At 73.8% G+C, this 24,161-nt stretch carries 24 protein-coding genes and 3 tRNA genes; 13 read left to right on the forward strand and 14 right to left on the reverse strand.

The window, feature by feature from the left end:
* Positions 1-6: 6 nt before the first annotated feature.
* From PO879_RS10840 to PO879_RS10855, 4 genes are all read left to right on the forward strand, one after another.
* Complete coding sequence (locus PO879_RS10840) at positions 7-1,446, forward strand: MFS transporter (protein WP_278234915.1); 1,440 nt, start codon at positions 7-9, stop codon at positions 1,444-1,446.
* A complete protein-coding gene (locus PO879_RS10845; protein ID WP_278234916.1) occupies positions 1,443-2,969 on the forward strand; it encodes an aminotransferase class V-fold PLP-dependent enzyme in 1,527 nt (508 codons plus the stop codon). Before PO879_RS10840 ends, PO879_RS10845 begins: the two co-directional genes overlap by 4 nt.
* 11 nt (positions 2,970-2,980) lie before the next feature.
* Positions 2,981-4,117 carry a PLP-dependent aspartate aminotransferase family protein gene (locus tag PO879_RS10850; protein WP_278234917.1) on the forward strand — a complete coding sequence of 379 codons (1,137 nt, stop codon included), beginning with the start codon at positions 2,981-2,983 and terminating at the stop codon, positions 4,115-4,117.
* An 83-nt stretch (positions 4,118-4,200) separates the two neighbouring features.
* On the forward strand, positions 4,201-4,887 hold the full coding sequence (locus PO879_RS10855) for a hypothetical protein (protein WP_278234918.1): 687 nt from the start codon (positions 4,201-4,203) through the stop codon (positions 4,885-4,887).
* A gap of 10 nt (positions 4,888-4,897) precedes the next feature.
* On the opposite strand, the gene PO879_RS10860 is transcribed toward PO879_RS10855, so the two are convergent.
* From PO879_RS10860 to murA, 3 genes are read right to left on the reverse strand one after another with little or no spacing between them, the layout of a single operon-like run.
* Entirely contained in the window at positions 4,898-5,908 is a 1,011-nt protein-coding gene (locus PO879_RS10860; RefSeq protein WP_278234919.1) for an NAD(P)H-dependent glycerol-3-phosphate dehydrogenase, read from the reverse strand.
* Positions 5,905-6,660, reverse strand: a complete 756-nt coding sequence (locus PO879_RS10865) for a lysophospholipid acyltransferase family protein (RefSeq protein ID WP_278234920.1) — start codon at positions 6,658-6,660, stop codon at positions 5,905-5,907. The genes PO879_RS10860 and PO879_RS10865 overlap by 4 nt, the downstream gene beginning before the upstream one ends.
* 34 nt (positions 6,661-6,694) lie before the next feature.
* Positions 6,695-8,011: a UDP-N-acetylglucosamine 1-carboxyvinyltransferase gene (murA, locus tag PO879_RS10870; RefSeq protein ID WP_278234921.1), complete on the reverse strand. Its 1,317-nt coding sequence runs from the start codon at positions 8,009-8,011 to the stop codon at positions 6,695-6,697.
* Between the two features lie 354 nt (positions 8,012-8,365).
* On the opposite strand from murA, the gene PO879_RS10875 reads away from it, so the two are divergent.
* The 4 genes from PO879_RS10875 (at position 8,366) to PO879_RS10890 (ending at position 11,122) form a co-directional block, all read left to right on the forward strand.
* Positions 8,366-9,562 carry an FAD-dependent oxidoreductase gene (locus tag PO879_RS10875; RefSeq protein ID WP_278234922.1) on the forward strand — a complete coding sequence of 399 codons (1,197 nt, stop codon included), beginning with the start codon at positions 8,366-8,368 and terminating at the stop codon, positions 9,560-9,562.
* A gap of 85 nt (positions 9,563-9,647) precedes the next feature.
* Positions 9,648-10,088: a hypothetical protein gene (locus tag PO879_RS10880; protein WP_278234923.1), complete on the forward strand. Its 441-nt coding sequence runs from the start codon at positions 9,648-9,650 to the stop codon at positions 10,086-10,088.
* Positions 10,085-10,810 (forward strand): DUF4389 domain-containing protein, encoded by a 726-nt coding sequence (locus PO879_RS10885; RefSeq protein ID WP_278234924.1) that lies wholly within the window; start codon positions 10,085-10,087, stop codon positions 10,808-10,810. The genes PO879_RS10880 and PO879_RS10885 overlap by 4 nt, the downstream gene beginning before the upstream one ends.
* Before the next feature lie 30 nt (positions 10,811-10,840).
* Complete coding sequence (locus PO879_RS10890; RefSeq protein WP_278234925.1) at positions 10,841-11,122, forward strand: DUF1876 domain-containing protein; 282 nt, start codon at positions 10,841-10,843, stop codon at positions 11,120-11,122.
* Positions 11,123-11,125: 3 nt separating this feature from the next.
* Here the strand turns inward: PO879_RS10890 and PO879_RS10895 are convergent, their stop codons facing one another.
* The 5 genes from PO879_RS10895 to rnhA all read right to left on the reverse strand — a co-directional run bounded on the left by PO879_RS10895 (position 11,126) and on the right by rnhA (position 16,659).
* Positions 11,126-12,697 carry an FAD-dependent monooxygenase gene (locus tag PO879_RS10895; protein ID WP_278234926.1) on the reverse strand — a complete coding sequence of 524 codons (1,572 nt, stop codon included), beginning with the start codon at positions 12,695-12,697 and terminating at the stop codon, positions 11,126-11,128.
* The gene (locus PO879_RS10900; protein WP_278234927.1) at positions 12,694-13,287 is read right to left on the reverse strand and encodes a hypothetical protein; all 594 of its coding nucleotides are present in this window, start codon (positions 13,285-13,287) and stop codon (positions 12,694-12,696) included. The genes PO879_RS10895 and PO879_RS10900 overlap by 4 nt, the downstream gene beginning before the upstream one ends.
* A gap of 96 nt (positions 13,288-13,383) precedes the next feature.
* A complete protein-coding gene (locus PO879_RS10905) occupies positions 13,384-14,556 on the reverse strand; it encodes a MarP family serine protease (protein WP_278234928.1) in 1,173 nt (390 codons plus the stop codon).
* Positions 14,557-14,732: 176 nt separating this feature from the next.
* The gene (gene lpdA, locus PO879_RS10910) at positions 14,733-16,136 is read right to left on the reverse strand and encodes a dihydrolipoyl dehydrogenase (protein ID WP_278234929.1); all 1,404 of its coding nucleotides are present in this window, start codon (positions 16,134-16,136) and stop codon (positions 14,733-14,735) included.
* Positions 16,137-16,215: 79 nt separating this feature from the next.
* On the reverse strand, positions 16,216-16,659 hold the full coding sequence (gene rnhA / locus PO879_RS10915) for a ribonuclease HI (protein ID WP_278234930.1): 444 nt from the start codon (positions 16,657-16,659) through the stop codon (positions 16,216-16,218).
* Between the two features lie 123 nt (positions 16,660-16,782).
* Here rnhA and PO879_RS10920 point away from each other — a divergent pair, with 123 nt between their 5' ends.
* Complete coding sequence (locus PO879_RS10920; RefSeq protein ID WP_278234931.1) at positions 16,783-17,646, forward strand: LLM class flavin-dependent oxidoreductase; 864 nt, start codon at positions 16,783-16,785, stop codon at positions 17,644-17,646.
* A gap of 79 nt (positions 17,647-17,725) precedes the next feature.
* On the opposite strand, the gene leuD is transcribed toward PO879_RS10920, so the two are convergent.
* Entirely contained in the window at positions 17,726-18,364 is a 639-nt protein-coding gene (gene leuD, locus PO879_RS10925; protein ID WP_278234932.1) for a 3-isopropylmalate dehydratase small subunit, read from the reverse strand.
* 34 nt (positions 18,365-18,398) lie between these two features.
* Complete coding sequence (gene leuC / locus PO879_RS10930) at positions 18,399-19,874, reverse strand: 3-isopropylmalate dehydratase large subunit (protein WP_278237508.1); 1,476 nt, start codon at positions 19,872-19,874, stop codon at positions 18,399-18,401.
* A gap of 128 nt (positions 19,875-20,002) precedes the next feature.
* Here leuC and PO879_RS10935 point away from each other — a divergent pair, with 128 nt between their 5' ends.
* The 3 genes from PO879_RS10935 (at position 20,003) to PO879_RS10945 (ending at position 21,796) form a co-directional block, all read left to right on the forward strand.
* Entirely contained in the window at positions 20,003-20,722 is a 720-nt protein-coding gene (locus tag PO879_RS10935; RefSeq protein WP_278234933.1) for an IclR family transcriptional regulator, read from the forward strand.
* A 100-nt stretch (positions 20,723-20,822) separates the two neighbouring features.
* On the forward strand, positions 20,823-20,990 hold the full coding sequence (locus tag PO879_RS10940) for a hypothetical protein (RefSeq protein WP_278234934.1): 168 nt from the start codon (positions 20,823-20,825) through the stop codon (positions 20,988-20,990).
* Positions 20,987-21,796, forward strand: coding sequence for a PH domain-containing protein (locus tag PO879_RS10945; protein ID WP_278234935.1), 810 nt, complete (start codon positions 20,987-20,989; stop codon positions 21,794-21,796). Before PO879_RS10940 ends, PO879_RS10945 begins: the two co-directional genes overlap by 4 nt.
* A gap of 134 nt (positions 21,797-21,930) precedes the next feature.
* Here the strand turns inward: PO879_RS10945 and PO879_RS10950 are convergent.
* The 3 genes from PO879_RS10950 to PO879_RS10960 all read right to left on the reverse strand — a co-directional run bounded on the left by PO879_RS10950 (position 21,931) and on the right by PO879_RS10960 (position 22,300).
* Positions 21,931-22,006, reverse strand: a tRNA-Glu gene (locus PO879_RS10950).
* 54 nt (positions 22,007-22,060) lie between these two features.
* Positions 22,061-22,133: transfer RNA gene (locus PO879_RS10955), tRNA-Glu, on the reverse strand.
* A 95-nt stretch (positions 22,134-22,228) separates the two neighbouring features.
* Positions 22,229-22,300, reverse strand: a tRNA-Gln gene (locus PO879_RS10960).
* A gap of 225 nt (positions 22,301-22,525) precedes the next feature.
* Here PO879_RS10960 and PO879_RS10965 point away from each other — a divergent pair.
* Entirely contained in the window at positions 22,526-23,290 is a 765-nt protein-coding gene (locus PO879_RS10965; protein ID WP_278234936.1) for a class I SAM-dependent methyltransferase, read from the forward strand.
* On the opposite strand, the gene PO879_RS10970 is transcribed toward PO879_RS10965, so the two are convergent.
* The gene (locus PO879_RS10970; protein WP_278234937.1) at positions 23,259-24,158 is read right to left on the reverse strand and encodes a LysR family transcriptional regulator; all 900 of its coding nucleotides are present in this window, start codon (positions 24,156-24,158) and stop codon (positions 23,259-23,261) included. The genes PO879_RS10965 and PO879_RS10970 overlap by 32 nt on opposite strands.
* Positions 24,159-24,161: the final 3 nt, after the last annotated feature.

Below are 24,161 nucleotides of genomic sequence, written 5' to 3' on the forward strand. Positions count from 1 at the left end.
CCCCGCATGAGTCTGCGCAAGGGCACCGTCGCCCGGTACGCCGTCGGATCCGTCGGCACCGGGGGCTTCGGCACCCTGCCCGGACTCGTGCTGGTCTACTACCTCACCGACACCCTCGGGGTGGCGGCGCTGGCCGCCGGGCTCATCGTGACGCTCGCCAAGGTGTGGGACGTCGTCGTCGACCCCGTCATCGGGGCCGCCAGCGACCGGGACCGCGCCGCGCACGGCACGCGCCGCCGGCTGATGATCGTCGGCGGCTTGCTGCTGCCGGTGTTCTTCCTGCTGACCTTCGCCGTCCCGCCGACGCTCGGGTCGCTCGCCGGCGCCGTCTGGGTGCTCGTCGCCTTCCTGTGCGCGGCGACGGCGTTCAGCCTGTTCCAGGTCCCCTACATCGCCCTGCCCGCCGAGCTCACCGGCAGCTACGACGAGCGCACCCGCCTGCTCACGGCCCGCGTCGTGGTGCTGACCGTGGCGATCCTCGCCTTCGGCGGCGGAGCGCCCGCGCTGCGCGGGCTGGTGCCGGACGAGCACGCCGGGTACCTGCTGATGGGCGCCGTGGCCGGGCTGGTGCTCGGCGCGTCCCTGCTGGTGACGGCAGGCGTCGAGGGTCGGGCCCGACGGCGCGACGCCGACCCGGCCGCCGACGGCGGTCCGCAGGGCCCGGGCGCCGACGGCACCCCGCAGTCCGCGGAGGTCGCGACCCCGGACACGCCGACCCCCGGCGTGCTGGCGCACTACCGCGCGGGCCTCGTCGTGCTGCGCACCAGCCCGCCGTTCCGCGCGCTGCTGTCCGCGTTCGTCCTGCAGGCGCTGGCCACCGGCACCATGCTCGCCGGCGCCCAGTACGTGGCCACGTGGGTGCTCGACGACGAGGGTGCCGTGACGTTCCTGTTCGCGGCGCTGGTCGGCCCGGCCGTCGTCTTCGCGCCGGTGTGGGGCCGGGCCGCGCGCCGGATCGGCAAGGAGCGGGCCTTCGCCGTCGCCTCGGGCGTCTTCCTCGGGGCGGCCGCCGCGCTCGTCGTCATGTACTGGTCCCCCGGCGTCTGGGTGTACGCCGTCGTCGCGGTCGCGGGCGCCGCGTACGCCGGGCTGCAGTCCCTGCCGATGGCGATGCTGCCCGACGTCGTCAGCCACGACGCCGTCACCCGGGGCCCGGGGCGCGCCGGCACGTTCTCCGGCCTGTGGACCGCCGGGGAGACCACGGGTTTCGGACTCGGCACGGCCGTGCTCACCACGGTCCTGGCCACCACGGGCTACGTGGAGTCCCGTGCCGAGGCCGTCGTCGTCCAGCCCGACAGCGCGGTGCTCGGCATCGTGCTGGCCTTCACCCTGCTGCCGGCCGCCCTGGTCGCCGTCAGCCTCGTCCCCCTGCGCCGCTACCCGCTGCGCCGGACCGACATCGAGGCGGCACACACCGCCGCCCGGACCGAGGAGCACCGCGCATGAAGTTCGCCACCAGCCCCGAGACCGTCCTGGAGCGCCTGACAGCCCTGCGCGCCCACGACGCGCCCACCCACGGCGGCCACGTGCTCAGCTACGTGTACGACTCCGGGGAGCCCGAGCTCGACCGGCTCGCCGGCGAGGCGATCCGCGCGATGCAGCCCGTCAACGGCCTCGACCCCACGACGTTCGGGTCCGTGGCCGCCCTGGAGCGGGACCTGGTGGGCTTCACGCGCGACCTGCTCGGCGGGGACGACGAGGTCGTCGGCACCGTCACCTCCGGCGGCACGGAGAGCTGCCTGCTCGCCGTCAAGACCGCCCGGGACGCCTGGCTCGCCGCCCACGGCCTGCGCCCGGGCGAGGCCCGGCCGCGGCTGGTGCTGCCGACGACGGCGCACGCCGCCTTCCGCAAGGCCGCGCACTACTTCGGCCTCGAGACCGACCTCGTGCCCGTCACGGCCACCGGCGAGGTCACCGCGGCGGCCGTGGCCGAGCGCGTGAGCGGGCCGGCCGCGCACGACGTCGCGCTCGTCGTCGTCTCCGCGCCCTCCTACCCGCACGCCGCGCTCGACCCCGTCGCCGACGTCGCCGCCGTCGCGGCCGACGCCGGCGTCCCCGTGCACGTGGACGCCTGCATCGGCGGCATGGCGCTGCCGTTCTGGCCCGACCTGCCCGACTGGGACCTGCGGGTGCCCGGGGTGACGAGCCTGAGCGTCGACCTGCACAAGTACGGCTACGCGCCCAAGGGCGTCTCGGTGCTGCTGCAGCGCGGTCGTGACCGCCAGCGCGGCCAGTACTTCGCCACCACCCGCTGGCCCGGGTACCCCGTAGTCAACCCGACGCTGCTCGGCTCCCGCTCCGGCGGGCCGCTGGCCGCCGCCTGGGCGATCGTCCAGGCGCTGGGCCACGAGGGGTTCGCCGAGCTCGCCGGACGGTCGCGCCGCGCCACCGACGCCCTGCGTGACGCCGTCGGGGCCGTCGAGGGGCTGCGCGTCGTCGGCGACCCCGTCGGCCCGCTGCTCGCCGTCGCCACCGACGACGCCGTCCCCGCCGAGCGTCGCGTCGACCCGCACCGCTGGGCGGACGCGGCCACGGCGCACGGCTGGGTGCTGCAGGCGCAGCCCGCGTACAGCCAGGAGGACGGCACCCGGCTGCCGCACACCACGCACCTGACCGTCACGCCCGTGACCGAGTCCGTCCTCGGCGAGCTCGTGCCCGCCCTGGAGGCCGCCGCCGACGCCGTGCGCGGCGAGCCCCGGCCGGACGCGACCGCGCTGCTGGCCGCCCTGCCGGCGGCCGGAGCGCCCGCCGACGGCGTCCCGGGGGCGGACCCCGGCACCCTCGACGCGGAGACGGCCGCCGGGCTCCTGGGGGCGCTGGGGCTGGACGCCTCGCGGCTGGGCGACGACGGCCCGGGCGTGGGACCGATGGCCCCGCTGCTCGCCGCCGTGGAGGCCCTGCCGGCGCCGATGGCCGAGCGGCTGCTCACCGAGCTGCTCGCGCGCCTGGTCGAGCCGCGCCGCCCGTAGGCTGTGCTGCCATGACGCACGACCCGCACCTCGCCCCCGCCACCGTCGCCGTGACCGCCGGCCGGCCCGCCCGGACCCAGGGCGGCCCGGTCAACGCGCCGGTCTCCCTGACCTCCACCTACGTCTCGCGCGGCGTGCCCGGCGACGAGCTGCTCTACGCCCGCGGCGGCAACGAGACCTGGGAGACCTTCGAGGAGACGCTCGCCGCGCTCGAGGGTGCGGCCCACGGCGTCGTCCTCGCCTCCGGCATGGCCGCGATCGCCGCGGCCGTCGGCGACCTGCCCCCGGGCAGCGCCGTCGTCGTGCCCCGGCACGCCTACCAGGTCACGCTCGGCTACCTGGACGACCGGGCCACGCGGTACGACGTCGAGGTGCGGCGCGTGGACGTCGCGGACACCGACGCCGTCGTGGCGGCGCTCGACGGCGCCGCCCTGCTCGTGCTCGAGTCGCCGACGAACCCGATGCTGGAGGTCGCCGACCTGCCCGCCGTCCTGGCCGCCGCCCGCGAGCGCGGCGTGCGGTCGGTGGTGGACAACACGTTCGCCACCCCCCTGGGCCAGCAGCCCCTCGCCCTGGGGGCGGACGTCGTCGTGCACTCGGTGACCAAGTACCTCTCCGGCCACTCCGACGTCGTCCTCGGCGCGGTGCTGACGAACGACGCGCAGCGGGCCGACGAGGTCCGCGCCTACCGGACCCTGCACGGCGCGATCGCGGGCCCGATGGAGGTCTTCCTGGCGCTGCGCGGGCTGCGCACGCTGCACCTGCGCGTCGAGCGCGCCACCGCCAACGCCGCCGAGATCGCCCGCCGCCTGCGCGAGCACCCGGCCGTGGCCGAGGTGCGGCACCCCTCCCTGCCCGACGACCCCGGCCACGCGCGGGCGGCGGCGCAGATGGCGCACTTCGGTGCCGTCGTGGGGGTGCGGCCCGTCGGCGGGCCGGCGGGGGCGGACGCGCTGGTCGACGCGGTGCGGCTGTGGGTGCCGGCGACGTCCCTGGGCGGCGTGGAGTCGATGCTGGAGCGCCGTCGGCGCCTCGCGACCGAGTCCCCCACGGTGCCCGAGGACCTCGTCCGGCTGTCGGTCGGTGTCGAGGACGTCGAGGACCTGTGGGCGGACCTGGCCCAGGCGCTCGACCGCGCCGCCTCCTGACCGGTGGCGGTGCGGGGACACCGTGCCGGACGCCCGGCGCGGCCCTAGGCTCGAGGCAGGGAACCGTCGAGCAGGGAGGCACCGTGCAGCGCTCACCGCACCGTCGTCGGACCGTGGGCGCCGTCGCGCTCGTGGCGGGCGCCGCCCTGCTCGCCGCGTGCGGGGACGGCGACGGGCTGCCCGGCTACGGCGGCGGCGCGCCCGCGACGGAGTCGTCGTCGCCCACCGCCGCGTCGAGCGCGCCGGAGGACGAGGAGACGCCGACCGAGGAGCCGACCGACGAGGCCACCGACGAGCCGACCGACGACGCGACCCCGACCGAGCCCGAGACCCCGTTCGAGGGCGGCACCGCCCTGGACGAGTCCGCCGCGAGCGACGACGCGCTGCTCACCGTCACGGACGTCCGCGTCGGCTCCCACGACGGCTACGACCGGGTCGTGTTCGACCTGGAGGGCACCGGGACGCCCGGGTGGCGGGCGCAGTACGTCGAGGCGGCGCTCGAGCCGGGCCGCGGCGAGGAGCTCGACGTCGGCGGGGACTCGGTGCTGGAGGTCGGGATCACCGGGACCGGCTACCCGACGGACACCGGCGTCACCGAGTACGACGGCGACCCCGTCGCGGGGCCGGGCGGCTCCGTCGAGGAGGTCGTCTACAGCTTCGTCTTCGAGGGCACGACGACGGCGTTCGTCGGCGTCGACGGCGAGCCGCGGCCGTTCCGCGTGTTCTCCCTGAAGGACCCCACGCGGGTCGTGGTCGACGTCGGCAGCTGAGCGCCGGGCGTCAGTCGGCGACGCTCTCGGACTTCTGCGGGCGCGAGAGCAGCGCGCGGGCCATCTCGTCGACCGAGAGGCCCTCGTGCAGCACCGCCACCACGCCGGCCGTGATCGGCATGTCCACGTCGTGCTGCTGGGCCAGCTCCAGGACCGAGCGCGAGGACTTCACGCCCTCCGCCGTCGTCCCGGTGGCCTCGAGCGCCTCGTCGAGCGTCATGCCCTGGCCGACGTACTTGCCCAGCGAGTGGTTGCGGGACAGCGGCGAGGCGCAGGTCGCGACGAGGTCGCCCATGCCCGCCAGCCCGGAGAAGGTCTCCTGCTCGGCGCCGAGGGCACGTCCCAGCCGGGTGATCTCCACCAGGCCGCGGGTGATGACGGTCGCGGTGGTGTTCCAGCCGAAGCCGCTGCCCTGCGCCATGCCGACGGCGAGCGCGATGATGTTCTTCACCGCGCCGCACAGCTCGACGCCGACGACGTCGGTGTTGGTGTACGGGCGGAAGTACGAGCTCGAGCACGCGTCGGCGACCAGCCGGGCGTTGTCCGGGTCGGAGCACGCCACGACGGTCGCGGTGGGCTGCCGGGCGGCGATCTCCTTGGCCAGGTTCGGTCCGGAGACGACGGCGACGCGCCCGGCCGGGACGTCGAGCGCCTCGGCGACGACCTGGCTCATCCGCTTGTCGGTGCTGAGCTCGACACCCTTCATCAGCGAGACCACGACGGCGTCGGGCTCGAGGTGCTCGCGCAGCGGCTCCAGCGTGCGGCGGGCCACCTGGGACGGCACGGCGACGACGACGATCTTCGCGCCGGCGAGGGCGACGGCGGCGTCGGTCGTGGCGGCCATGGCGGGGAGCTCGACGTCGGGCAGGTACTTGCTGTTGCGCCGCTCCTCGGCGACCTGGCGGACCAGGGCCTCGTCGCGGCCCCACAGCGTCACGTCGCAGCCGGCGTCGGCCATGACCATGGCGAAGGTCGTGCCCCAGGAGCCGGAGCCCAGGACGGCGGTCGTCGGGCCGCTCACGGGCGCTCCACCGGCGGGTAGTGCATCTGTCTCGCTTCGTAGTCGGGGTGCTTGCGCAGGTCGAACCGGTGCTCCGGCGGGACCTCGTCCCGCAGCGTGGCGAGCTGGGCGGTGATGGCGTCCATCACCCGGTCCATCGCCTCGCGCAGGGTGGCCGCGTCCAGCGGCCGGTCGTACAGGTCGGACAGGTCCACCGGCGGGCCGGCGGTGGTCTGCACCCGCTTGCGCGGGAACGGACGCGGCAGCTTGCCGTACCGCGGCAGGATCTCCGTGGCGCCCCACTGGGCGATCGGGACGACCGGGAGCCGCGACGCCAGGGCGATCCGGGCCAGGCCCGTCTTCGGCTCCATCGGCCACAGGTCCGGGTCGCGGGTCAAGGTGCCCTCGGGGAACACGGCCACGCAGGCCCCCTCGCCGAGCTCGCGGCCGGCGCGCTCGAGCGAGGCGGCGGCCGCCTTGCTGCCGCGGTCGACGGGGATCATGTTCGTCGCCCGCAGCACCGCGCCCACGACCGGGGTGTCGAACAGGCCGCGCTTGGCGAGCACGCGCGGCTCGACACCGTGGTCGAACAGGTAGTGCACGAAGGTCAGCGCGTCGAGCTCGGTCGCGTGGTTGGCGGCCGCGATGAAGCCGCCGTCGGTCGGGAAGTTTTCGCTGCCGCTCCACTCGTAGCGGCACATCGAGAACATCAGCGGCCTCACGACGAGCGCGACGAGGCGGTAGAGCCGTGACTCAGGTCTGGCGATGGGCACGGCGGGAAGCCTACCTGCCGCCCGGCCCGAGGTGTCAGCCGCGGGTGACGTCCGCGCCGAGCGCCTCGAGCTTGTCCTGGAAGGACTCGTAGCCGCGGTCGATGAGGCTGATCCCGCGCACCGTGGAGGAGCCCTTGGCGGCCAGGGCGGCGATGAGGTGGGAGAACCCGCCGCGCAGGTCCGGCACCTCGATGTCGGCGGCCTCGAGCGTGGTCGGACCGGACACGACGGCGGAGTGCTGGAAGTTGCGGCGGCCGAACCGGCAGGCGGCACCGCCCAGGCACTCCTTGTAGACCTGGATCGTGGCGCCCATCTGACGCAGCGCCTCGGTGAAGCCGAAGCGGTTCTCGTACACGGTCTCGTGCACGATCGACAGCCCCGTGGCCTGGGTCAGCGCCACGACCAGCGGCTGCTGCCAGTCGGTCATGAACCCGGGGTGGACGTCGGTCTCCAGGACGATCGAGCGCAGCTCGCCGCCCGGGTGCCAGAACCGGATGCCGTCGTCCTGGACGTCGAACTGGCCGCCGACCTTGCGGTAGGTGTTCAGGAACGTCATCATCTCGGGCTGCGAGGCGCCCTTGATCGTCACGTCGCCGCCGGTCGCGAGCGCCGCGGACGCCCAGGAGGCCGCCTCGATGCGGTCGCCCAGCGCCGTGTGCGAGTAGCCGCACAGCTGGTCGACGCCCTCGATCCGGATCACGCGGTCGGTGTCGACCGAGATGATCGCGCCCATCTTCTGCAGCACGGCGATGAGGTCCATGATCTCGGGCTCGGTGGCCGCGCCGGTCAGCTCGGTGATGCCCTCGGCGCGCACGGCCGTCAGCAGCAGCTGCTCGGTCGCCCCCACGGACGGGTAGGGCAGCTCGATCTTGGTGCCCTGCAGACGCCGCGGCGCGCGCAGGTGGATGCCGTTGGGCCGCTTGTCCACGACGGCACCGAACTGCCGCAGGATGTCCAGGTGGTAGTTGATCGGCCGGTCGCCGATCCGGCAGCCGCCGAGGTCGGGGATGAACGCCTCGCCCAGGCGGTGCAGCAGCGGGCCGCAGAACAGGATCGGGATGCGGCTGGAGCCGGCGTGGGCGTCGATGTCCGCGACGTGGGCCGACTCGACGTTCGAGGGGTCCAGGTCGAGGATGCCGGCGTCGGGGTCGTACTTGACGTTGACCCCGTGCAGCTCGAGCAGACCGGACACGACCGCGACGTCACGGATCTGCGGCACGTTGCGCAGCACGCTCGGCGACTCCCCCAGCAGCGACGCCACCATCGCCTTGGACACGAAGTTCTTCGCCCCGCGCACCTCGATGGTGCCCTGCAGCGGCGTGCCGCCGTTGACGTACAGCAGATCAGTCATGGCTCGTCGTTCGTCCTGTCCTCGGGAGTGCACAGCACGGTGGTGCTGCTCGTCGGTGCGGGCCGGCGGCTCGCAGGGCGCGATCGTGCGCGGTTGCCGCGGTCGTACGCAGCGCGAACGATCCTGCCTCCGCCGACCCGGTGGTGCCAACATCCGGCACGCCCCCAGTATTCACGTTCACCACACCTTCACGCGGCGGGCGCGGACTCGCGCGGGGGCGCACGCGTCGTGGCCAGATCGTGACGGGGCGGGCCGCCTGCTGACGTCCGGGTGAAGTGTGTCACAAACACATACCCCCCAGGGTGTGAGGAGTAGCCTGGAATCAACGGTAGGTCCGCGATGAAGGAGTCGATCATGACCGCACGTGTCCTGGTTCTCGGCGGCAGCTTCGCAGGGATGACAGCCGCCCTGTCCATCAAGTCCGACCTGGGCGAGGAGGCCGAGGTCACGGTCGTGTCGGCCTCCGACCGGTTCGTCTTCAACCCCTCGCTGATCTGGCTGCCCTTCGGGCGCCGGGGCCGCACCGACATCACGTTCCCGCTGGAGCCGACGTTCACCAAGCAGGGTGTGCGGTTCGTGCACGGGTCCGCGACGTACGTCGACCCCGACCACCACCGGGTGGAGACCACCGAGGGGTCGTTCGACTACGACTACCTGGTCATCGCCACCGGGTACCACAACGACCTCGACGTCGTCCCCGGGATGCGCGACACGCCCACCATCACCACCCTGCACGACGCCGAGCGCACCTACGACGCCTGGCGCCGGTTCCTCGACGACCCGGGCGACGTCGTCATCGGCGCGACGCAGCGCGCGAGCTGCTTCGGCGCCGCCTACGAGTTCCTGTTCAACACCTCGTACCAGCTGCGCCGCGCCGGCCTGCACGGCAAGGTCAAGCTGACGTACGTCACCTCCGAGCCGTTCGCCGGCCACTTCGGGATCGACGGCATGCCCGGGGCGAAGCCGCTGATGAAGATGTTCGCCAAGAAGGAGGGCATCACCGTCGAGCCGAACCAGTCGATCGCGGAGATCAAGCCCGAGGTCGTCGTGCTGTCCGACGGGCGCGAGCTGCCGTACAAGTTCGCGATGATCGTCCCGCCGTTCCGCGGCCAGGACTTCCTCGCCAAGACGCCCGACCTGGTCGACGCCGGCAACTACGTCACGGTCCGCCCGACCTACCAGTCGGAGAAGTGGGACGACGTCTACGCCGTCGGCATCGCCGCCGCCGTGCCCGTGCCCTGGACCACGCAGGTCGCGACCGGCATCCCGAAGACCGGCTTCCCCAGCGAGCAGCAGGCGCACGTCGCGGCCAAGAACATCGTCTCCCAGGTGCGCGGCGAGGAGCCGACGGAGGAGAAGGAGTTCTCGAAGATCCCGGCGCTGTGCGTCATGGACGCCGGCAACAACGGCGTCGCGATGGTCGCCGACCACATGCTGCCCCCGCGCAAGGCCGCCGTCATGGTGCCCGGACCGCAGAACCACGCGTTCAAGATCGGCTTCGAGAAGTACTCCCTGGCCAAGATGAAGGCCGGCAAGGTCAAGCTGCCGTGACACCGTCTGTTCCGGGCCGAAGGTCCCGCCCCCGCGGGACCGACGGCCCGGGACAGGGCCCGCCCCGGGTCGGCACCATCGAGGTATGACGGGCACGGAGACGACCGCGCGACGCCCCTCCGCCGCCTCGCGGCGGGTCGGCTACGCCGTCGCCGTGCTCGTGAACGGTCTGCTGCTCGTGCTGATCCACGGCTGGCCGGGCTGGGAGGCGGTGCCGTTCCTGACCCCGCGAACCACCGAGGTGCTGACGGCGGTGGACGCCTCGATCGTCGTCGGCATCGTCGCGAACCTGGTCTACCTCGTGGCGGACCCGCCGCGGCTGCGCGCCCTGGGCGACGTCGTGACCACGGCGGTGGGACTCGTCGCGGTCGTGGTCGTGTGGCGCGTGTTCCCGTTCGACTTCGCCGGCACCTTCGACTGGGCGCTGGTGGTCCGCATCCTGCTGGTCGTCGCGATGGTGGGCAGCGCGATCGGGATCGTCGTCAGCCTCGTCCGGCTGGCGACCGGACGAGGGAGACTCTCATGACCGTGATGCCCGAGAAGCCCCGCAGCGGCTACCCGCTGCGGATGGAGGCCGAACCGCCCGCCGAGCTCTCCCGGGGGCTCTGGCTGGTCAAGTGGCTGCTGATCCTCCCCCACGTCGTGGTGCTGATCGGCCTGTGGATCGCCTTCGTCGTGCTGACGATCGTGGCGTTCTTCGCGATCCTGTTCACCGGCCGCTACCCGCAGGGCATCTTCACCTTCAACGTCGGCGTCCTGCGCTGGTGCTGGCGCGTCGCGTACTACTCCTACGGCGCGCTGGGCACCGACCGCTACCCGCCGTTCACGCTCGACGAGGTGCCCGACTACCCCACCCACCTGGACGTCACGCCCCCGCAGCGCCTCTCCCGCGGCCTGGTGCTCGTCAAGTGGTGGCTGCTCGCGATCCCGCACTACGTCGTCGTCGGCATCTTCCTGGGCACCAGCTCCCGGACGACGGAGATCGCCTCCGACGGCACCGTCGTCGTCACCGACTGGCCCCCCGGTGTCGGGCTCGTCGGCGTGCTCGTCCTGTTCGCCGCCGTGGTGCTCCTCTTCCGCGGCACCTACCCGCGCAGCATGTTCGACCTGGTCCTGGGGCTGCAGCGCTGGGCGCTGCGCGTGGCCGCCTACGCCGCCCTCATGACGGACGACTACCCGCCGTTCCGCCTCGACCTGGGCACCCACGAACCGGCCGGCACCGTGCCGCGGCAGAGTCCCCCGGCCTGATCGCCGGGGCCGTCCGACAGGAGCAGAACCATGGCGCACACCTGGACGATCACCGTCCACCTCGTCGAGACCGAGGACCTCGATCCCGACCGGGGCATCACCTCCGCCCACGCGGTGCTGGCCACGTCGAGCGGCACGACGCTCGAGGGCCGCGGCACGGCGCGTCGCAACCCCGACGACGTCGAGGTCGAGGCGATCGGCGAGGAGCTCGCGACCGCGCGGGCGCTCCGCGACCTCTCGGACCGGCTGCTGCAGGAGACGTCGGACGACCTCGCCGAGATCGAGCAGCACCCGGTGCACCTGCGCTCGTGAGCGTCAGCGCGCCGCCGGTCGCGCCCCGACGCGGCCCAGCCAGTCGCTGAGCCCCCGCGGGGCGCCGCCGGCGTCCGTGTACCCGACGAACCCGTCGGGGCGCACGGCGACGACACCCCGCCCCGGGCTGCTCGCGAGGCGGTGGACGGCCACGTGCGGGCCGAGGTCGCCGGGGTCGAGCGCCGGGGCGTCGCGGTCGAGCAGGACGTGGACGCCCGGGCTCGCGGTGAGCTCGTGCAGGCGGCGGGTGCGCCCGGCACAGGTGACGTCCTGGTCCCGCAGTCGGTGCCCCGGTCGGGGTGCCGCCCGGGCGGGGCGTCCCGCGACCGTCAGGGGGCTGTGCCGGTAGGCGACCCAGTCCTGCGACAGCAGCCGGACGACCAGTCCCATGAGCCGACGTCGGCGCACCGCCAGCGGGACCACCGGAGCCGCGAGGGGCAGCACCGTCCCGCGCAGCAGGGCGGGCAGCGGGTGCGTGGACGCCTCGCCGAAGAACACGAGGTGGGTCAGGGCGAGGACCTGACGGGCCACCGAGCGCCGCTCGGCGTCGTAGGAGGCCAGCAGGGGGCTGTCGGTGTCACGGGAGGGGTCCGCCGTCCCGGCGGCGAGGGCGAGCTTCCACCCGAGGTTGACGGCGTCGAGGAGGCCGGAGTTCATGCCCTGCGCCGCTGCCGGCGAGTGGGTGTGGGCGGCGTCCCCGGCGAGGAAGATCCGGCCCTGGCGGAACGACCCGGCGACCCGGTGCTGCAGCCGCACCCGTGCCGACCAGCGCAGGCCGGCGAGCGTGGCGCCCAGCCCCGCGTCGTCGAGGAGCGCCGCGACCTCGTCTGCCGGGACCGGCGCACCGGGCTGCCCGACGGGTGCGCCGCCGTCGGACGCCGGACGGGTCGCGAGCAGCCGCCACGGGGCGCCCTCCCCCAGCGCGAAGAGGAACACCAGGCCCCGGCGGGCGACGACGGCGTGCAGCACGCCCGGGGCGAGGTCGCCGTCGAGCTCGAGGTCGGCCAGCAGGACCTCCACCGGGTACGGGCCGCCGCGCCAGGCGGTCCCGGCGCCGCGCCGCACGGTGCTCTCCGGGCCGTCGCAGCCGGCGAGGAAGCGGGCCGTGGCCTCCTCGTCGCCGCCCTCGGCGCGCAGCACGGCACGGACGGCGCCGGCGTCCGTGCCGGCCGTGCCGCCGTCCCGGGCCGCGACGCACTCGGTGCCCCGTTCCACCGTGACGCCCCGGGCCGCGAGCGCCTGCGCGAGCACGTCCTCGACGTCGGCCTGGCGCACCATCGTCAGGTGCGGGTACGGGGTGGCGGGCCAGTCGACGTCGGCCAGCCGGACGTCGACCAGGCGCCGCCCGAGGTGCACCTGCGCGCGGGGCGAGCGGTCGGCACGGTCCAGCAGGGCCTCGGCCACGCCGAGGGGGCGCAGCGACTCCAGCGTGTGGGGGTGGACGATCATCGCGCGCGACGGACGCCACGCCGTCGGGCGCCGCTCGACGACGCGCACCGCGGCGCCGTGGTCGTGCGCCTGCAGGGCCGTCGCCAGCCCGGTGGGTCCGGCGCCCACGACCAGGACGTCGGTCACGGGACCACCCGCCACCAGCCGTCGTCCGGCGCGGCGTCGCCGGTGCCCGTCGGCACGAGCCGCGCCAACGCCTCCTCGCGGGTCAGACCGGGCACGACCCGGTAGTCGATCGAGCCGCGCTCGCTGACGAGCTCGAGCACCCGCCACAGGGAGCGGGCGTAGCCCTCGGCGCGCCCGGCACCGTCCCACTCGTACAGGCCCCGGTAGACGTGCCGCTCGTCGGCAGCCAGCCACAGCTTGGACACGAACCCGGGGAACCCGACGAACAGCGGGGTGTTGAGCAGGCTCTCGGCGCGGAACACCGCGTGTCCCCGGGGGCCGTGGACCCACCGCAGCCGGAAGGCGACGGCCAGGAAGCAGGGCTCGGCGGGCACCCGGGCGACGACCGTCTCCCGGTAGACACGGCCCTGCGTGCCGTCGGCGAACCGCACGACCCGTCCGACGCGGGACCGCGGCTGGCGCACCCGACCCCGCACGAGCAGGGACGTGCTGGCGACGGCACAGCGCCCGACGGCGCGCCATGCTTCGGGGCGGGCGGCCGGGCGGGGGGCAGGTCGGGGGGCGGGGCGGGATGCGCTGGTCGGGCTCATGACGGCTCCCTTCCACCTCCAGGGTGGACGCGGCGGCCCCCGGCGGACAGGGCCGAACGGCCCGAGAAGGTGGCCCGTCCGGTCGTCCCGGGAGGATCAGGCGGCGCAGCGCCCCGGCGCGACCGCGTCGTCCAGGTCGGCGAGCCGGGCCGCCACGGGCATCAGCTCGGTGGACGTCACGCCGTAGGCCAGCTCGTCGTCCGACTGGGACTGACCGAAGATCACGCCGACGACCTCGCCGTCGGGCGAGAGCACGGGGCCGCCCGAGCTCCCGCCGTGCACGGTCGCGGCGAGGGCGTAGACGTCGCGCTCGACGGTGCCCGTCCCGTCGGACGCCGGGATCCGCACTCCCCCGGCGTCGAGCACCTCCGCGCCGGTCGAGGTGAACGGTCCCCCGTACGGATAGCCCTGCACGACCGCCGCGTCGCCGCGCTCGAGCGCGGGCGCGATGGTCAGCGGGGTGGCGTCCAGCCCGTCGACCGCCACGACGGCGAGGTCGGCCTCCGGGTCGTAGTAGACGACCCGCCCCTCCTCGGCCGTCCGCCCGGGCAGCTCGACGAGCGGCCGCTCCACGCCGGCCACGACGTGCGCGTTGGTCACGACGCGGTCCGGCGCCGCGACGAAGCCGGACCCGGTCACGCCCGTGCCGCACTCGTAGGCGGTGCCCCAGACGCGGGCGACGGACTGCGCGGAGGCCTCCAGCGCCGGGTCCGCGAGGTCGACAGCGGGGGCCGTCCTGCTCCGGCGCGGGTCGAGCAGCCCGTCCAGCTGCGGCAGACCGTCGTCGAGCACCGCGGCCCGCGCCTGGGCCAGGGTCCGCGTCACCGGTGCCGGCGTGTACGCGTCGATGGCGCGCAGGACCGCCGACGACGACACGGCCGGGGCCAGGACCGGAGTCCCCGTGGCCTTGATCGTCGAGCCGATGAACGAGAGCGCGACGGCGGCCACCAGCAGGCTCGCGACCCCGCCGAGGAGACGCTCGAGCGGGACGGCGCGGGTGCGGTCGACCTGCTGGCGCAGGCGGCGTCCCACCCCGGCGCCGAGCGACAGGCACAGCAGCGGGACGGCCACCGCCAGGAGCACCGTGGCCGCCCCGCGCCACTCGGACACGGGCAGCGCGTCGACCACGACAGGCACCGCCAGGAACGCCACCGCGCCGCCGAGGACGAGGCCGACGAGCCCGCCGACCGTGGACAGCACGCCACGCGTCAGCCCGGTCGCGAGCGCGGCGACGAGGAGGACGACGAGCACGACGTCGAGGGGGGTCACCGGAGTCCTCCGCGGGGCTGGGCAGCGAGGACCACCGAGCGTACGCGGTCAGGCTGGGCGCAGCCTGGGAACCGTGACGGCCAGGTGGCAAGCACGCACGAGGCCCGGTCCCGCGGCGTACCGCAGGACCGGGCCTCGTCCGGGGCGACCGCCGTCGTGCGGCCGCGACGGGTCGATCAGAGGTTGATCATGTGCCCTGCGAGGCCGTGCACGGCCTCCTGGACCGACTCCGACAGGGTCGGGTGGGTGTGCACGTTGCGCGCCACCTCGTCGGCCGTGAGGTCCCACTTCTGGGCCAGGGTGAGCTCGGGCAGCATCTCCGAGACGTCCGGGCCGATCATGTGGGCGCCGAGCAGCTCGTTGTACGTGGAGTCCGCGACGAGCTTGACGAAGCCGGCGGTCTCGCCCAGGCCGTGGGCCTTGCCGTTGGCCATGAACGGGAACTTCGACACCTTGACGTCGTAGCCCTCGTCCTTGGCCTGCGCCTCGGTGAGGCCGAAGGAGGCGACCTGCGGCGAGCAGAACGTCGCGCGCGGCATCATGCGGTAGTCGCCGAGCGTCATGGTCTCGGCGCCGGCGATCGTCTCGGCCGCGACGACGCCCATGGCCTCGGCCACGTGGGCGAGCATGAGCTTCGCGGTGACGTCACCGATGGCGAAGAGGTGCGGCACGTTGGTGCGCATGTGGTCGTCGATCGCGATCGCGCCGCGCTCGTCGAGCTGCACGCCGGTGTTCTCCAGGCCGAAGCCCTCCACCGCCGGCGCGAAGCCGACCGCCATGAGGACCTTGTCGACCTCGAGCGAGCCGGGCTTGTCGTCCTTGACGCCCTTGTAGTCGACGGTGACCGAGGAGCCGTTGTCCTTGACGGACTGCACCGCGGTCGAGGTGAGGATCTTGATGCCGAGCTTCTTGTACTGCTTGGCGATCTCCTTGGAGACCTCGGCGTCCTCGTTCGGCAGGGCGCGGTCGAGGAACTCCACGATCGTGACGTCCACGCCGTAGTTCTTCATGACGTAGGCGAACTCCATGCCGATGGCGCCGGCGCCCACGATGGCGATCGACGACGGCAGCTCGCGCGTCATGATCTGCTTCTCGTAGGTCACGACGTTCTCGGAGAGCTCGACGCCCGGGAGGAGCTTGACCTGCGAGCCGGTCGCGATGATCACGTCGTCGCCGGTCACGGTCTCGGTGCCGCCGTCGTTCAGCGCCACCTCGATCGTGTTCGCGTCACGGAAGGTGCCGCGGCCGTCGTACTCGGTGATCTTGTTCTTCTTCATGAGGAAGTGGACGCCCTTGGTGCGGCCGTCCGCGACCTCGCGGGACCGGTCGAACGCCTTGCCGAAGTCGAAGCTCACGTCCCCCGACATGCCGAAGTAGTCGGCCTGGTCGTGGAAGATGTGCGCCAGCTCGGCGTTGCGCAGGAGAGCCTTGGAGGGGATGCAGCCCACGTTGAGGCACACACCACCCCAGTACTTCTCCTCGATGATGGCGACGGACTTGCCGAGCTGTGCCGCGCGGATGGCGGCGACGTAGCCGCCGGGGCCAGCTCCAAGGAGGACGACGTCGTAGTGGGAAGCCATGGGCCCCAGCCTATGGGTGCGCGCGAGTGCGTGCGTTGTGACGTCTGTCGCAACGGCGCGTCCGGCTGCCGGACGCCCCTCAGCGCACGGAGTCGACGCCGGCGTTGGCGAGCTGGTCGGCGCGCTCGTTGCCGGGGTCGCCCGCGTGGCCCTTGACCCAGACCCAGCGCACGTCGTGCTCGGCGACCTCGGCGTCCAGGGCCTGCCACAGGTCGACGTTCTTGACGGGCTTCTTGGCCGACGTCTGCCAGCCGTTGCGCTTCCAGCCGGCGATCCACGACTTCATGCCGTTCATGACGTACTGGGAGTCGACGTGCAGCGTGACCTCGCTGGGTCCCTTGAGCGCCCGCAGGGCCTCGACGACGGCCGTCAGCTCCATGCGGTTGTTCGTGGTGACCTTCTCGCCGCCGAACAGCTCCTTGCTGTGCTCCCCGGAACGCAGCAGGGCGCCCCATCCCCCGAGACCGGGGTTGCCCTTGCAGGCGCCGTCGGTCCAGATCTCCACGGTCGGCTTGTCGCTCACCGGGTCACCCTACGTCCCGGCCCCCCGCCGCCGTCACCGACGAGCATGTGCATCCGGCCCTCGTCGGGCCGGACGGTGTGGGGGGCGCGCCCGGTGTCGGAGGGCGTGCCTACCGTGACGGGCATGAGGTTCGGGTTCGTCAGCAGCTTCGGCACACCGGTCCAGCACGTGGAGCTCGCCCGCGCGTGCGAGGAGCACGGCTGGGACGGCTTCTTCACCTGGGACGGCGTCAGCCTGGGCGAGCTCGGCGAGGGCGCCGTGGCGACGTGGGACCCGTTCGGGATCCTCGCTGCCGCGGCGGCGGTCACCGAACGCGTCACGCTGGGGGCGATGGTCTTCGCGCTTCCCCGGCACCGACCGTGGGAGCTGGCCCAGCGGGCGCTGACGGTCGACCACCTGTCCGGGGGCCGTCTCGTGCTGCCCGTGGGCGTGGGTGTCACCGACGACCGCGGCTTCAGCTCGGTGCCGGGGCAGCCGCTCGCCCTGAGGGACCGCGCCGCCGCCCTCGACGAGACGCTGGCCTGGCTCGAGCGCTCCTGGACGGGAGAGCCCTTCGCCGCCGAGGGCGAGCACGTCCGCACCGGTGAGTTCCAGTTCCCCCAGCGGCCCGTCGCGGGCCGCATCCCCGTGTGGCCGGTCGGCGTCTGGGACGCCGCCCGGCCACCGGTGGCGAACCTGCGCCGCGCGCTGCGCTGGGACGGCGTCGTCCCCCAGCTGCGCGGCACGGCCGAGGTGCCGGGGCCCGACGACGTCGAGGGGCTCGTCGCCTGGATCGAGGCGGAGCGGTCCCGGCAGGACGACGCCGGGCGTCCGTTCGACGTCGTGGTGCAGGGTCGCCTGCCCGACGACGGCACCGCAGCCGCGGAGCTCGTCGCGGCCCTGCGGGAGGCGGGCGCGACGTGGTGGGTCGAGTCGCGCTGGGACCCGGCCGAGGCCACGCCGGAGTCGCTCCTGGCCCGCGTGCGTCAGGGGCCACCGGCGTCGTGACACGAACGAGCGTGCTGCGGGGCCACGTCATCACGTCGGACGACGCACCCCCGCAGCACGCTCGTGGCGCTCGGAGCGGTCAGGCCACCGGACGCGCCGGCTCGATCTCGACCTTCGGCAGGTGCTTGGCCGGCAGCGTCGTCGGGCGCCAGGACGACCGCGACGCCTCGTAGGCGGAGATGTCCTCCTCGTGCTGCAGGGTGAGGCCGATGTCGTCGAGCCCCTCCATCAGCCGCCAACGGGTGTAGTCGTCGATCTGGAACGGCACGGTGACGTCGTCGGCGTGCACGGTGCGCTGCTCCAGGTCGACCGTGACCTCGGTGCCCGGCTTGGTCTCGAGGATCTTCCAGAGCAGCTCGATGTCGTCCTGGTCGACCATGCCGGCCACGAGGCCCTGCTTGCCCGAGTTGCCGCGGAAGATGTCGGCGAACCGGGAGGCCAGCACGACGCGGAAGCCGTAGTCCTTCAGCGCCCACACGGCGTGCTCGCGCGAGGAGCCCGTGCCGAAGTCCGGACCGGCCACGAGCACCGAGCCGTTGCGGTAGGCGTCCTGGTTGAGGACGAACGACTCGTCGCCGCGCCAGGCGGCGAACAGCGCGTCCTCGAAGCCCGTGCGCGTGACCCGCTTGAGGTACACGGCGGGGATGATCTGGTCGGTGTCGACGTTGCTGCGGCGCAGCGGGACCCCGACGCCGGTGTGGGTGACGATCTTCTCCATGAGGGTTCTCCTGTCGGAAGGGCGCGGGGCGGGCTCAGACGAACGACGGCGCGTTCAGCGGCGCCAGCGGGGACCCGTCGAACGTGGTCAGGTCGACGTCCTCGCCCAGGTCGAGGTCGGCCACGGAGGACAGCGTGCCGCGCACGGCGGTCGCGGCCGCCACCAGCGGCGAGACCAGGTGCGTGCGGCCGCCCTTGCCCTGGCGGCCCTCGAAGTTGCGGTTCGACGTCGAGGCGGCCCGCTCCCCCGGCTGCAGCTGGTCGGGGTTCATGCCGAGGCACATCGAGCACCCGGCGTTGCGCCACTCGGCGCCGAAGTCCTTGAAGACGACGTCCAGGCCCTCGGCCTCGGCCTGCAGGCGCACGCGAGCCGACGCCGGCACGACGAGCACGCGGACGTCGTCGGCCTTGGTGCGGCCCTGGAGGACCTTGGCGACAGACCGCAGGTCCTCGATGCGCCCGTTGGTGCACGAGCCGATGAACACCGTGTCCACGGCGATGTCGCGCAGCGGGGTGCCGGGCTCGAGGCCCATGTACTCCAGGGACCGCTCGGCGGCGACGCGCTCGCCCTCCTCGGCGATCTCGGCGGGCACGGGCACCGAGGCGGACAGCGGCAGGCCCTGACCAGGGTTGGTGCCCCAGGTGACGAACGGCTCGAGGTCGGCGGCCTCGAGGACCACCTCGGCGTCGAACTCGGCGTCGTCGTCGCTGCGCAGCGTGCTCCAGTACTCGACCGCGGCGTCCCAGTCCTCCCCCTCGGGGGCGTGCGGGCGGCCCTCGAGGTACTCGAAGGTCGTCTCGTCCGGGGCGATCATGCCGGCGCGGGCCCCGGCCTCGATGGACATGTTGCAGATGGTCATCCGCGCCTCCATCGAGAGCTGCCGGATGGCCTCGCCGCGGTACTCGAGCACGTAGCCCTGGCCGCCGCCGGTGCCGATCTTGGCGATGATCGCCAGGATGATGTCCTTGGAGGTGGTGCCGGGCGGCAGGTCGCCGTTGACGGTGATCGCCATCGTCTTGAACGGGGCGAGCGGCAGCGTCTGGGTCGCCAGGACGTGCTCGACCTCGGAGGTGCCGATGCCGAAGGCGAGAGCACCGAAGGCGCCGTGGGTCGAGGTGTGCGAGTCGCCGCAGACCACGGTCAGCCCCGGCATCGTCAGGCCGAGCTGCGGGCCCACCTGGTGGACGATGCCCTGGTCGGCGTCGCCGAGGGAGTGGATGCGCACGCCGAACTCGGCGGCGTTGTTGCGCAGCGTGTCGATCTGGGTCCGGCTCGTCGGGTCGGCGATCGGCAGGTCGATGTCGAGGGTGGGGGTGTTGTGGTCCTCGGTCGCGATCGTCAGGTCGGGCCGGCGCACGGGCCGCCCGGCCAGGCGCAGACCTTCGAAGGCCTGCGGGCTGGTGACCTCGTGCACCAGGTGCAGGTCGATGTAGAGCAGGTCCGGTGCCCCGTCGGTGCCCTGGCGCACCAGGTGCGCATCCCAGACCTTCTCTGCCAGCGTGCCGGCCATGGCGAGCTCCTCGTCCGCCGCCCCGGGGCGGCTGTCGTTCATTCCATCGTCCGCGATCTGACGTCCTGGCGGGAGGCCCCGGACCTGAGAACTTGCAATCTCAGTACGCGAGACGTCAGTATCGACCTATGGACGATACTAGCGGAGTCGGCGTACTGGACAAGGCCGCGTCCGTACTGGGCGCACTGGAGGCCGGTCCGGCCACCCTCGCGCAGCTGGTCACCTCGACCGGCCTGGCGCGTCCGACCGCGCACCGCCTCGCGGTCGCGCTCGAGCACCATCGGTTCGTGGCGCGCGACATGCAGGGCCGTTTCGTGCTCGGCCCCCGGCTCAACGAGCTGGCGACCGCGGCCGGGGAGGACCGGCTGCTCGCGGCGGCGAACCCCGTGCTCACGGCGCTGCGGGACCACACCGGGGAGAGCGCTCAGCTCTATCGCCGCCAGGGTGACCACCGCGTGTGCGTGGCCGCCGCCGAGCGGCCGGTCGGCCTGCGCGACTCCATCCCGGTCGGGGCCACGCTGACGATGCACGCGGGCTCCGCCGCGCAGATCCTGCTCGCCTGGGAGGAGCCGGACCGCCTGCACCGCGGGCTGCGGGAGGCCGTGTTCACCGCGACCATCCTGTCAGGCGTCCGACGCCGCGGCTGGGCCCAGTCGGTCTCCGAGCGCGAGCTCGGTGTGGCGTCGGTCTCGGCACCCGTGCGCGGGCCGTCCGGGCGGATCGTCGCGGCGGTCTCGGTCTCCGGCCCGGTCGAGCGGCTGACCCGTCAGCCGGGCCGGCTGCACTCGGCCTCCGTGGTCGCGGCCGCGAACCGGCTCACCGAGGTCCTGCAGCGCGCCGGCGACTGACGGCGCGCCGACCCGATTGTCGCAAACATCACGTCGCGATCAGTAGGCTCATCCCGAGCGGGGCACCAACGTCCCGTCACCCGAGAGGCGTGAGGACCCGATGCCGGCCAAGGCCAAGACCCTGCTGATCTGGCTCGTCGTGATCTTCCTGATCTACGCGATCGTGACGAGCCCCGAGCGTGCTGCCGACATCGTCCAGGCCCTCTGGGACGTCATCGCGGGAGCCTTCGCCAGCTTCGGGGAGTTCCTCGCGAACCTGACGTCATGAACGGCGCGGACCCCGACCTCGCGGTCCGTCGACACAGCCACCTGCGGCGCTACGTGCTGGCCGGCGAACGGGTGTCGGTGGCCACACGGCTGCACTGGGCCAAGCTGGTCGAGCCGATCGCGACGACGCTGGCCGCGACGGTGCTCGTGGCCTGGTTGCACTCCACGAGCGGGTCCGGACTCGTCTGGGTGCTGTGGCTGCTGCCCGCCGGGCGCCTCTTCGTCCGGTGGGCGGAGTGGCACTACGAGTGGTTCGTCGCGACCGACAAGCGCCTGCTCCTCACCTACGGGTTCATCATCCACAAGGTCGCGATGATGCCGCTGGCCAAGGTCACCGACATGGGCTACACCCGCACCCCGGTGGGCCAGGTGCTCGGCTACGGGCGCTTCGTCATGGAGTCCGCGGGCCAGGACCAGGCGCTGCGCCAGATCGACCACGTCCCCGACCCGGACCAGACCTATCGCACGCTGTGCGACACGATCTTCGCGCCGAAGCCGCCCCCGGGGGACGGCGGTAGTCCCTCACCGCCGCCGGCGATCGCCCCGAGCGGCCGCGCCGCGCCGCGCCCGACGACGGCGGAGATCCCCGTCGTGCCCGTCGGGACGCCCGACCCCGCACCGGCGCCCCCGGCGGCGGCCACCGGTCGTGCCAGGCCGCTCGACGGCGGGGCGGACCCGCGGCCGACGACGGCGGACACCCGGCACCCGGGTCGCCGCGGCTGGATCCCGGCCCGGCGTCGGCCCGTGCACGACACCCCGCCGGACGCCGGAGACGGCGGACCGATCGTCCCGGACCCGTTCCTCTAGCTCGGTCCGGACCTGTTCCTCCAGCTCCGCCCGCCGGCCCTGTCCGCCGGCCCTGTCCACCGTCGTCCCGTCGTCGTCGACACCGCTCCGGGAACGACGAAGGCCCGGTCCGCGAACGGACCGGGCCTTCGTGCTGGTACCCCCAGCGGGATTTGAACCCGCGTTACCGCCGTGAGAGGGCGGCGTCCTAGGCCGCTAGACGATGGGGGCTGGACGATGCTCCGCAAGGGAGCCTGCTCACCATCCGTCACGGATGGTGATGCGTACCCCCAGCGGGATTTGAACCCGCGTTACCGCCGTGAGAGGGCGGCGTCCTAGGCCGCTAGACGATGGGGGCCTATGGTTCGTCGACCAGGGCCGACTCGCCGGTGAGAACTCTAGCGCACCGCGGAGCCGGATCCGACCTCGCGAGATGTGAGATAGAGCGCTGCGCTGGGGTACCAGGACTCGAACCTAGACTAAGTGGACCAGAACCACTCGTGCTGCCAATTACACCATACCCCATGGTGTCCGGACCAAGCCTGACATATCCGACAATTGTCGGCGTGCCCTGCGTGGCCCAACGACCGGAAACATTACCCGACGGGGGCGCTGGAACCAAACCGGCCGGCGGGTGCCCTTCGTCACGTCGACCGACCGTCCGGCGGCCCGTCCGGCCGGTCGTCCGGAGGGCGCCGACGGAGGCGGTCCGGAGGCAGCCGGAGGGTGATCCCTGGCAGGCTGTCCGCCATGACCCCCCACCCGGACCCCACGTCCCGCGCCGACCGAGCCGCCTCCTTCACCCGGGGCGCCGACGTCTACGCCCGTGTCCGTCCCGGATACCCCGCCGAGGCCGTGTCCTGGCTGCTGGAGGGGACGACCGGCCCCGTCCTCGACCTCGCCGCCGGCACCGGGCTCCTCACGCGCCGCCTCGTCGAGCTCGGGGCCGACGTCGTCGCCGTCGACCCGGCCGCCGCGATGCTCGAGGAGCTCTCGGCGGCACTGCCGGGCGTGGACACCCGGACGGGGACCGCCGAGCGGATCCCGCTGGCCGACGCCGGCGTCGGGGCCGTCGTGGTCGGGCAGGCCTGGCACTGGTTCGACCCGCCGCGCGCCGCGGCGGAGATCGCCCGCGTCCTGCGCCCCGGCGGCACGCTCGGCGTGCTGACCAACGACCGCGACGAGCGGGTCGACTGGGTCGCCCGCTTCGGCGAGATCCTGCACGAGGGCGACTCCCTCGCCCCGGACTCCGCGCAGAGCGCGGCCCCGCCCGCGCTGGACGAGAGCTTCGGTCCGGCGGAGCGCTTCGAGCACTCCTGGCACCACCACCTGCCGACGGCGGAGCTCGGCCCGCTGGCCGCCTCGCGCAGCTACGCCCTGACGCTGTCCCCGGAGGACCGCGAGCACCTCGTGCAGCGCGTCGAGGACCTCGCCGCGACCCACGCCGACCTGTCGGGCACCACCGAGGTGGCCCTGCCCTACGTCACGACGGCGTACCGAGCGCGACGGCGCTGAGCCGGCGGGCCGCCGCCGACAGCGGCGCGTCGGTGCGCCAGACCACCCGGAGCCGTCGGGTCAGGTCGAGCCCGTCGATCGGCACGGCGGCCAGACGGCCCGCCGCGACGTCCTCCGCCACCGTCAGGGCCGAAAGCACCGCGACCGACCCGCCGTGCTGCACGGCGGCCTTCAGCGCTGCCGTGGAGCCCAGGGCGGGCAGGTGCTCGGGCAGATCGCTCCCGGCACCCGCCAGGGCCTGCTCGAGGATCTCGCGGGTGCCGGACCCGGTCTCGCGCAGCACGAGCCGGGCCGCGGCCAGCTCCTCGGGGCCCACGCCGGCCCGGCCGGCCCACGGGTGGGCGCGGGCGACGACGGCGACCAGCTCGTCGTGCGCGATCGTCCGGCTGCGCAGCCCCGGGGCCACCGCGGGGCTCTCGACGAAGCCGAGCTCGGCGTCCCCGGCGAGCACCCGCGTGGTGACGTCCTGGGAGTTGCGCACCGTCAGCTCGATCTCCGGGGCGTCGGCGTCACCGGTCAGGAGTCCCAGCCAGCGCGGCACGAGGTACTCCGCGATCGTCAGGCTGGCCGCGACCCGCAGCGCCGAGGCCGCACCCGCCCGCATGCCCGCGACCGCCGTCTGGAAGCGGTCCGACGCCTCCACCACCTCGCGCGCCCAGCCTGCCGCGGCGCGGCCCGACGGGGTGAGCACCGTGCCCCGCGCCCCGCGGCTCAGCAGCTCCAGGCCCAGGCGCTGCTCCAGCCGGCGCAGACCGGCCGACGCGGTGGGCTGGGCGACGCCGAGGGACCGCGCGGCGGCGCTGATCGAGCCGTGGGTGTCGACGGCCACGAGCAGCTCGAGGGCCGCCATCGAGATGCGCTCTGCCATAGC

Origin of the sequence: Isoptericola sp. AK164 (assembly GCF_029643425.1) — a bacterium.
In the GTDB taxonomy this organism is placed as follows: domain Bacteria; phylum Actinomycetota; class Actinomycetes; order Actinomycetales; family Cellulomonadaceae; genus Isoptericola; species Isoptericola haloaureus.

Bases quoted from the DNA above. Each gene is read 5' to 3' on its own strand.
- PO879_RS10970 (WP_278234937.1), bottom strand. From the start codon at position 24,158: ATGGCAGAGCGCATCTCGATGGCGGCCCTCGAGCTGCTCGTGGCCGTC.
- PO879_RS10940 (WP_278234934.1), top strand. From the start codon at position 20,823: ATGCCGGCCAAGGCCAAGACCCTGCTGATCTGGCTCGTCGTGATCTTC.
- PO879_RS10850 (WP_278234917.1), top strand. From the start codon at position 2,981: ATGACGCACGACCCGCACCTCGCCCCCGCCACCGTCGCCGTGACCGCC.
- PO879_RS10885 (WP_278234924.1), top strand. From the start codon at position 10,085: ATGACCGTGATGCCCGAGAAGCCCCGCAGCGGCTACCCGCTGCGGATG.
- PO879_RS10880 (WP_278234923.1), top strand. From the start codon at position 9,648: ATGACGGGCACGGAGACGACCGCGCGACGCCCCTCCGCCGCCTCGCGG.
- PO879_RS10875 (WP_278234922.1), top strand. From the start codon at position 8,366: ATGACCGCACGTGTCCTGGTTCTCGGCGGCAGCTTCGCAGGGATGACA.
- PO879_RS10935 (WP_278234933.1), top strand. From the start codon at position 20,003: ATGGACGATACTAGCGGAGTCGGCGTACTGGACAAGGCCGCGTCCGTA.
- PO879_RS10965 (WP_278234936.1), top strand. From the start codon at position 22,526: ATGACCCCCCACCCGGACCCCACGTCCCGCGCCGACCGAGCCGCCTCC.
- lpdA (WP_278234929.1), bottom strand. From the start codon at position 16,136: ATGGCTTCCCACTACGACGTCGTCCTCCTTGGAGCTGGCCCCGGCGGC.
- PO879_RS10945 (WP_278234935.1), top strand. From the start codon at position 20,987: ATGAACGGCGCGGACCCCGACCTCGCGGTCCGTCGACACAGCCACCTG.
- murA (WP_278234921.1), bottom strand. From the start codon at position 8,011: ATGACTGATCTGCTGTACGTCAACGGCGGCACGCCGCTGCAGGGCACC.
- PO879_RS10920 (WP_278234931.1), top strand. From the start codon at position 16,783: ATGAGGTTCGGGTTCGTCAGCAGCTTCGGCACACCGGTCCAGCACGTG.
- PO879_RS10845 (WP_278234916.1), top strand. From the start codon at position 1,443: ATGAAGTTCGCCACCAGCCCCGAGACCGTCCTGGAGCGCCTGACAGCC.
- leuD (WP_278234932.1), bottom strand. From the start codon at position 18,364: ATGGAGAAGATCGTCACCCACACCGGCGTCGGGGTCCCGCTGCGCCGC.
- PO879_RS10900 (WP_278234927.1), bottom strand. From the start codon at position 13,287: ATGAGCCCGACCAGCGCATCCCGCCCCGCCCCCCGACCTGCCCCCCGC.
- PO879_RS10840 (WP_278234915.1), top strand. From the start codon at position 7: ATGAGTCTGCGCAAGGGCACCGTCGCCCGGTACGCCGTCGGATCCGTC.
- PO879_RS10890 (WP_278234925.1), top strand. From the start codon at position 10,841: ATGGCGCACACCTGGACGATCACCGTCCACCTCGTCGAGACCGAGGAC.
- leuC (WP_278237508.1), bottom strand. From the start codon at position 19,874: ATGGCCGGCACGCTGGCAGAGAAGGTCTGGGATGCGCACCTGGTGCGC.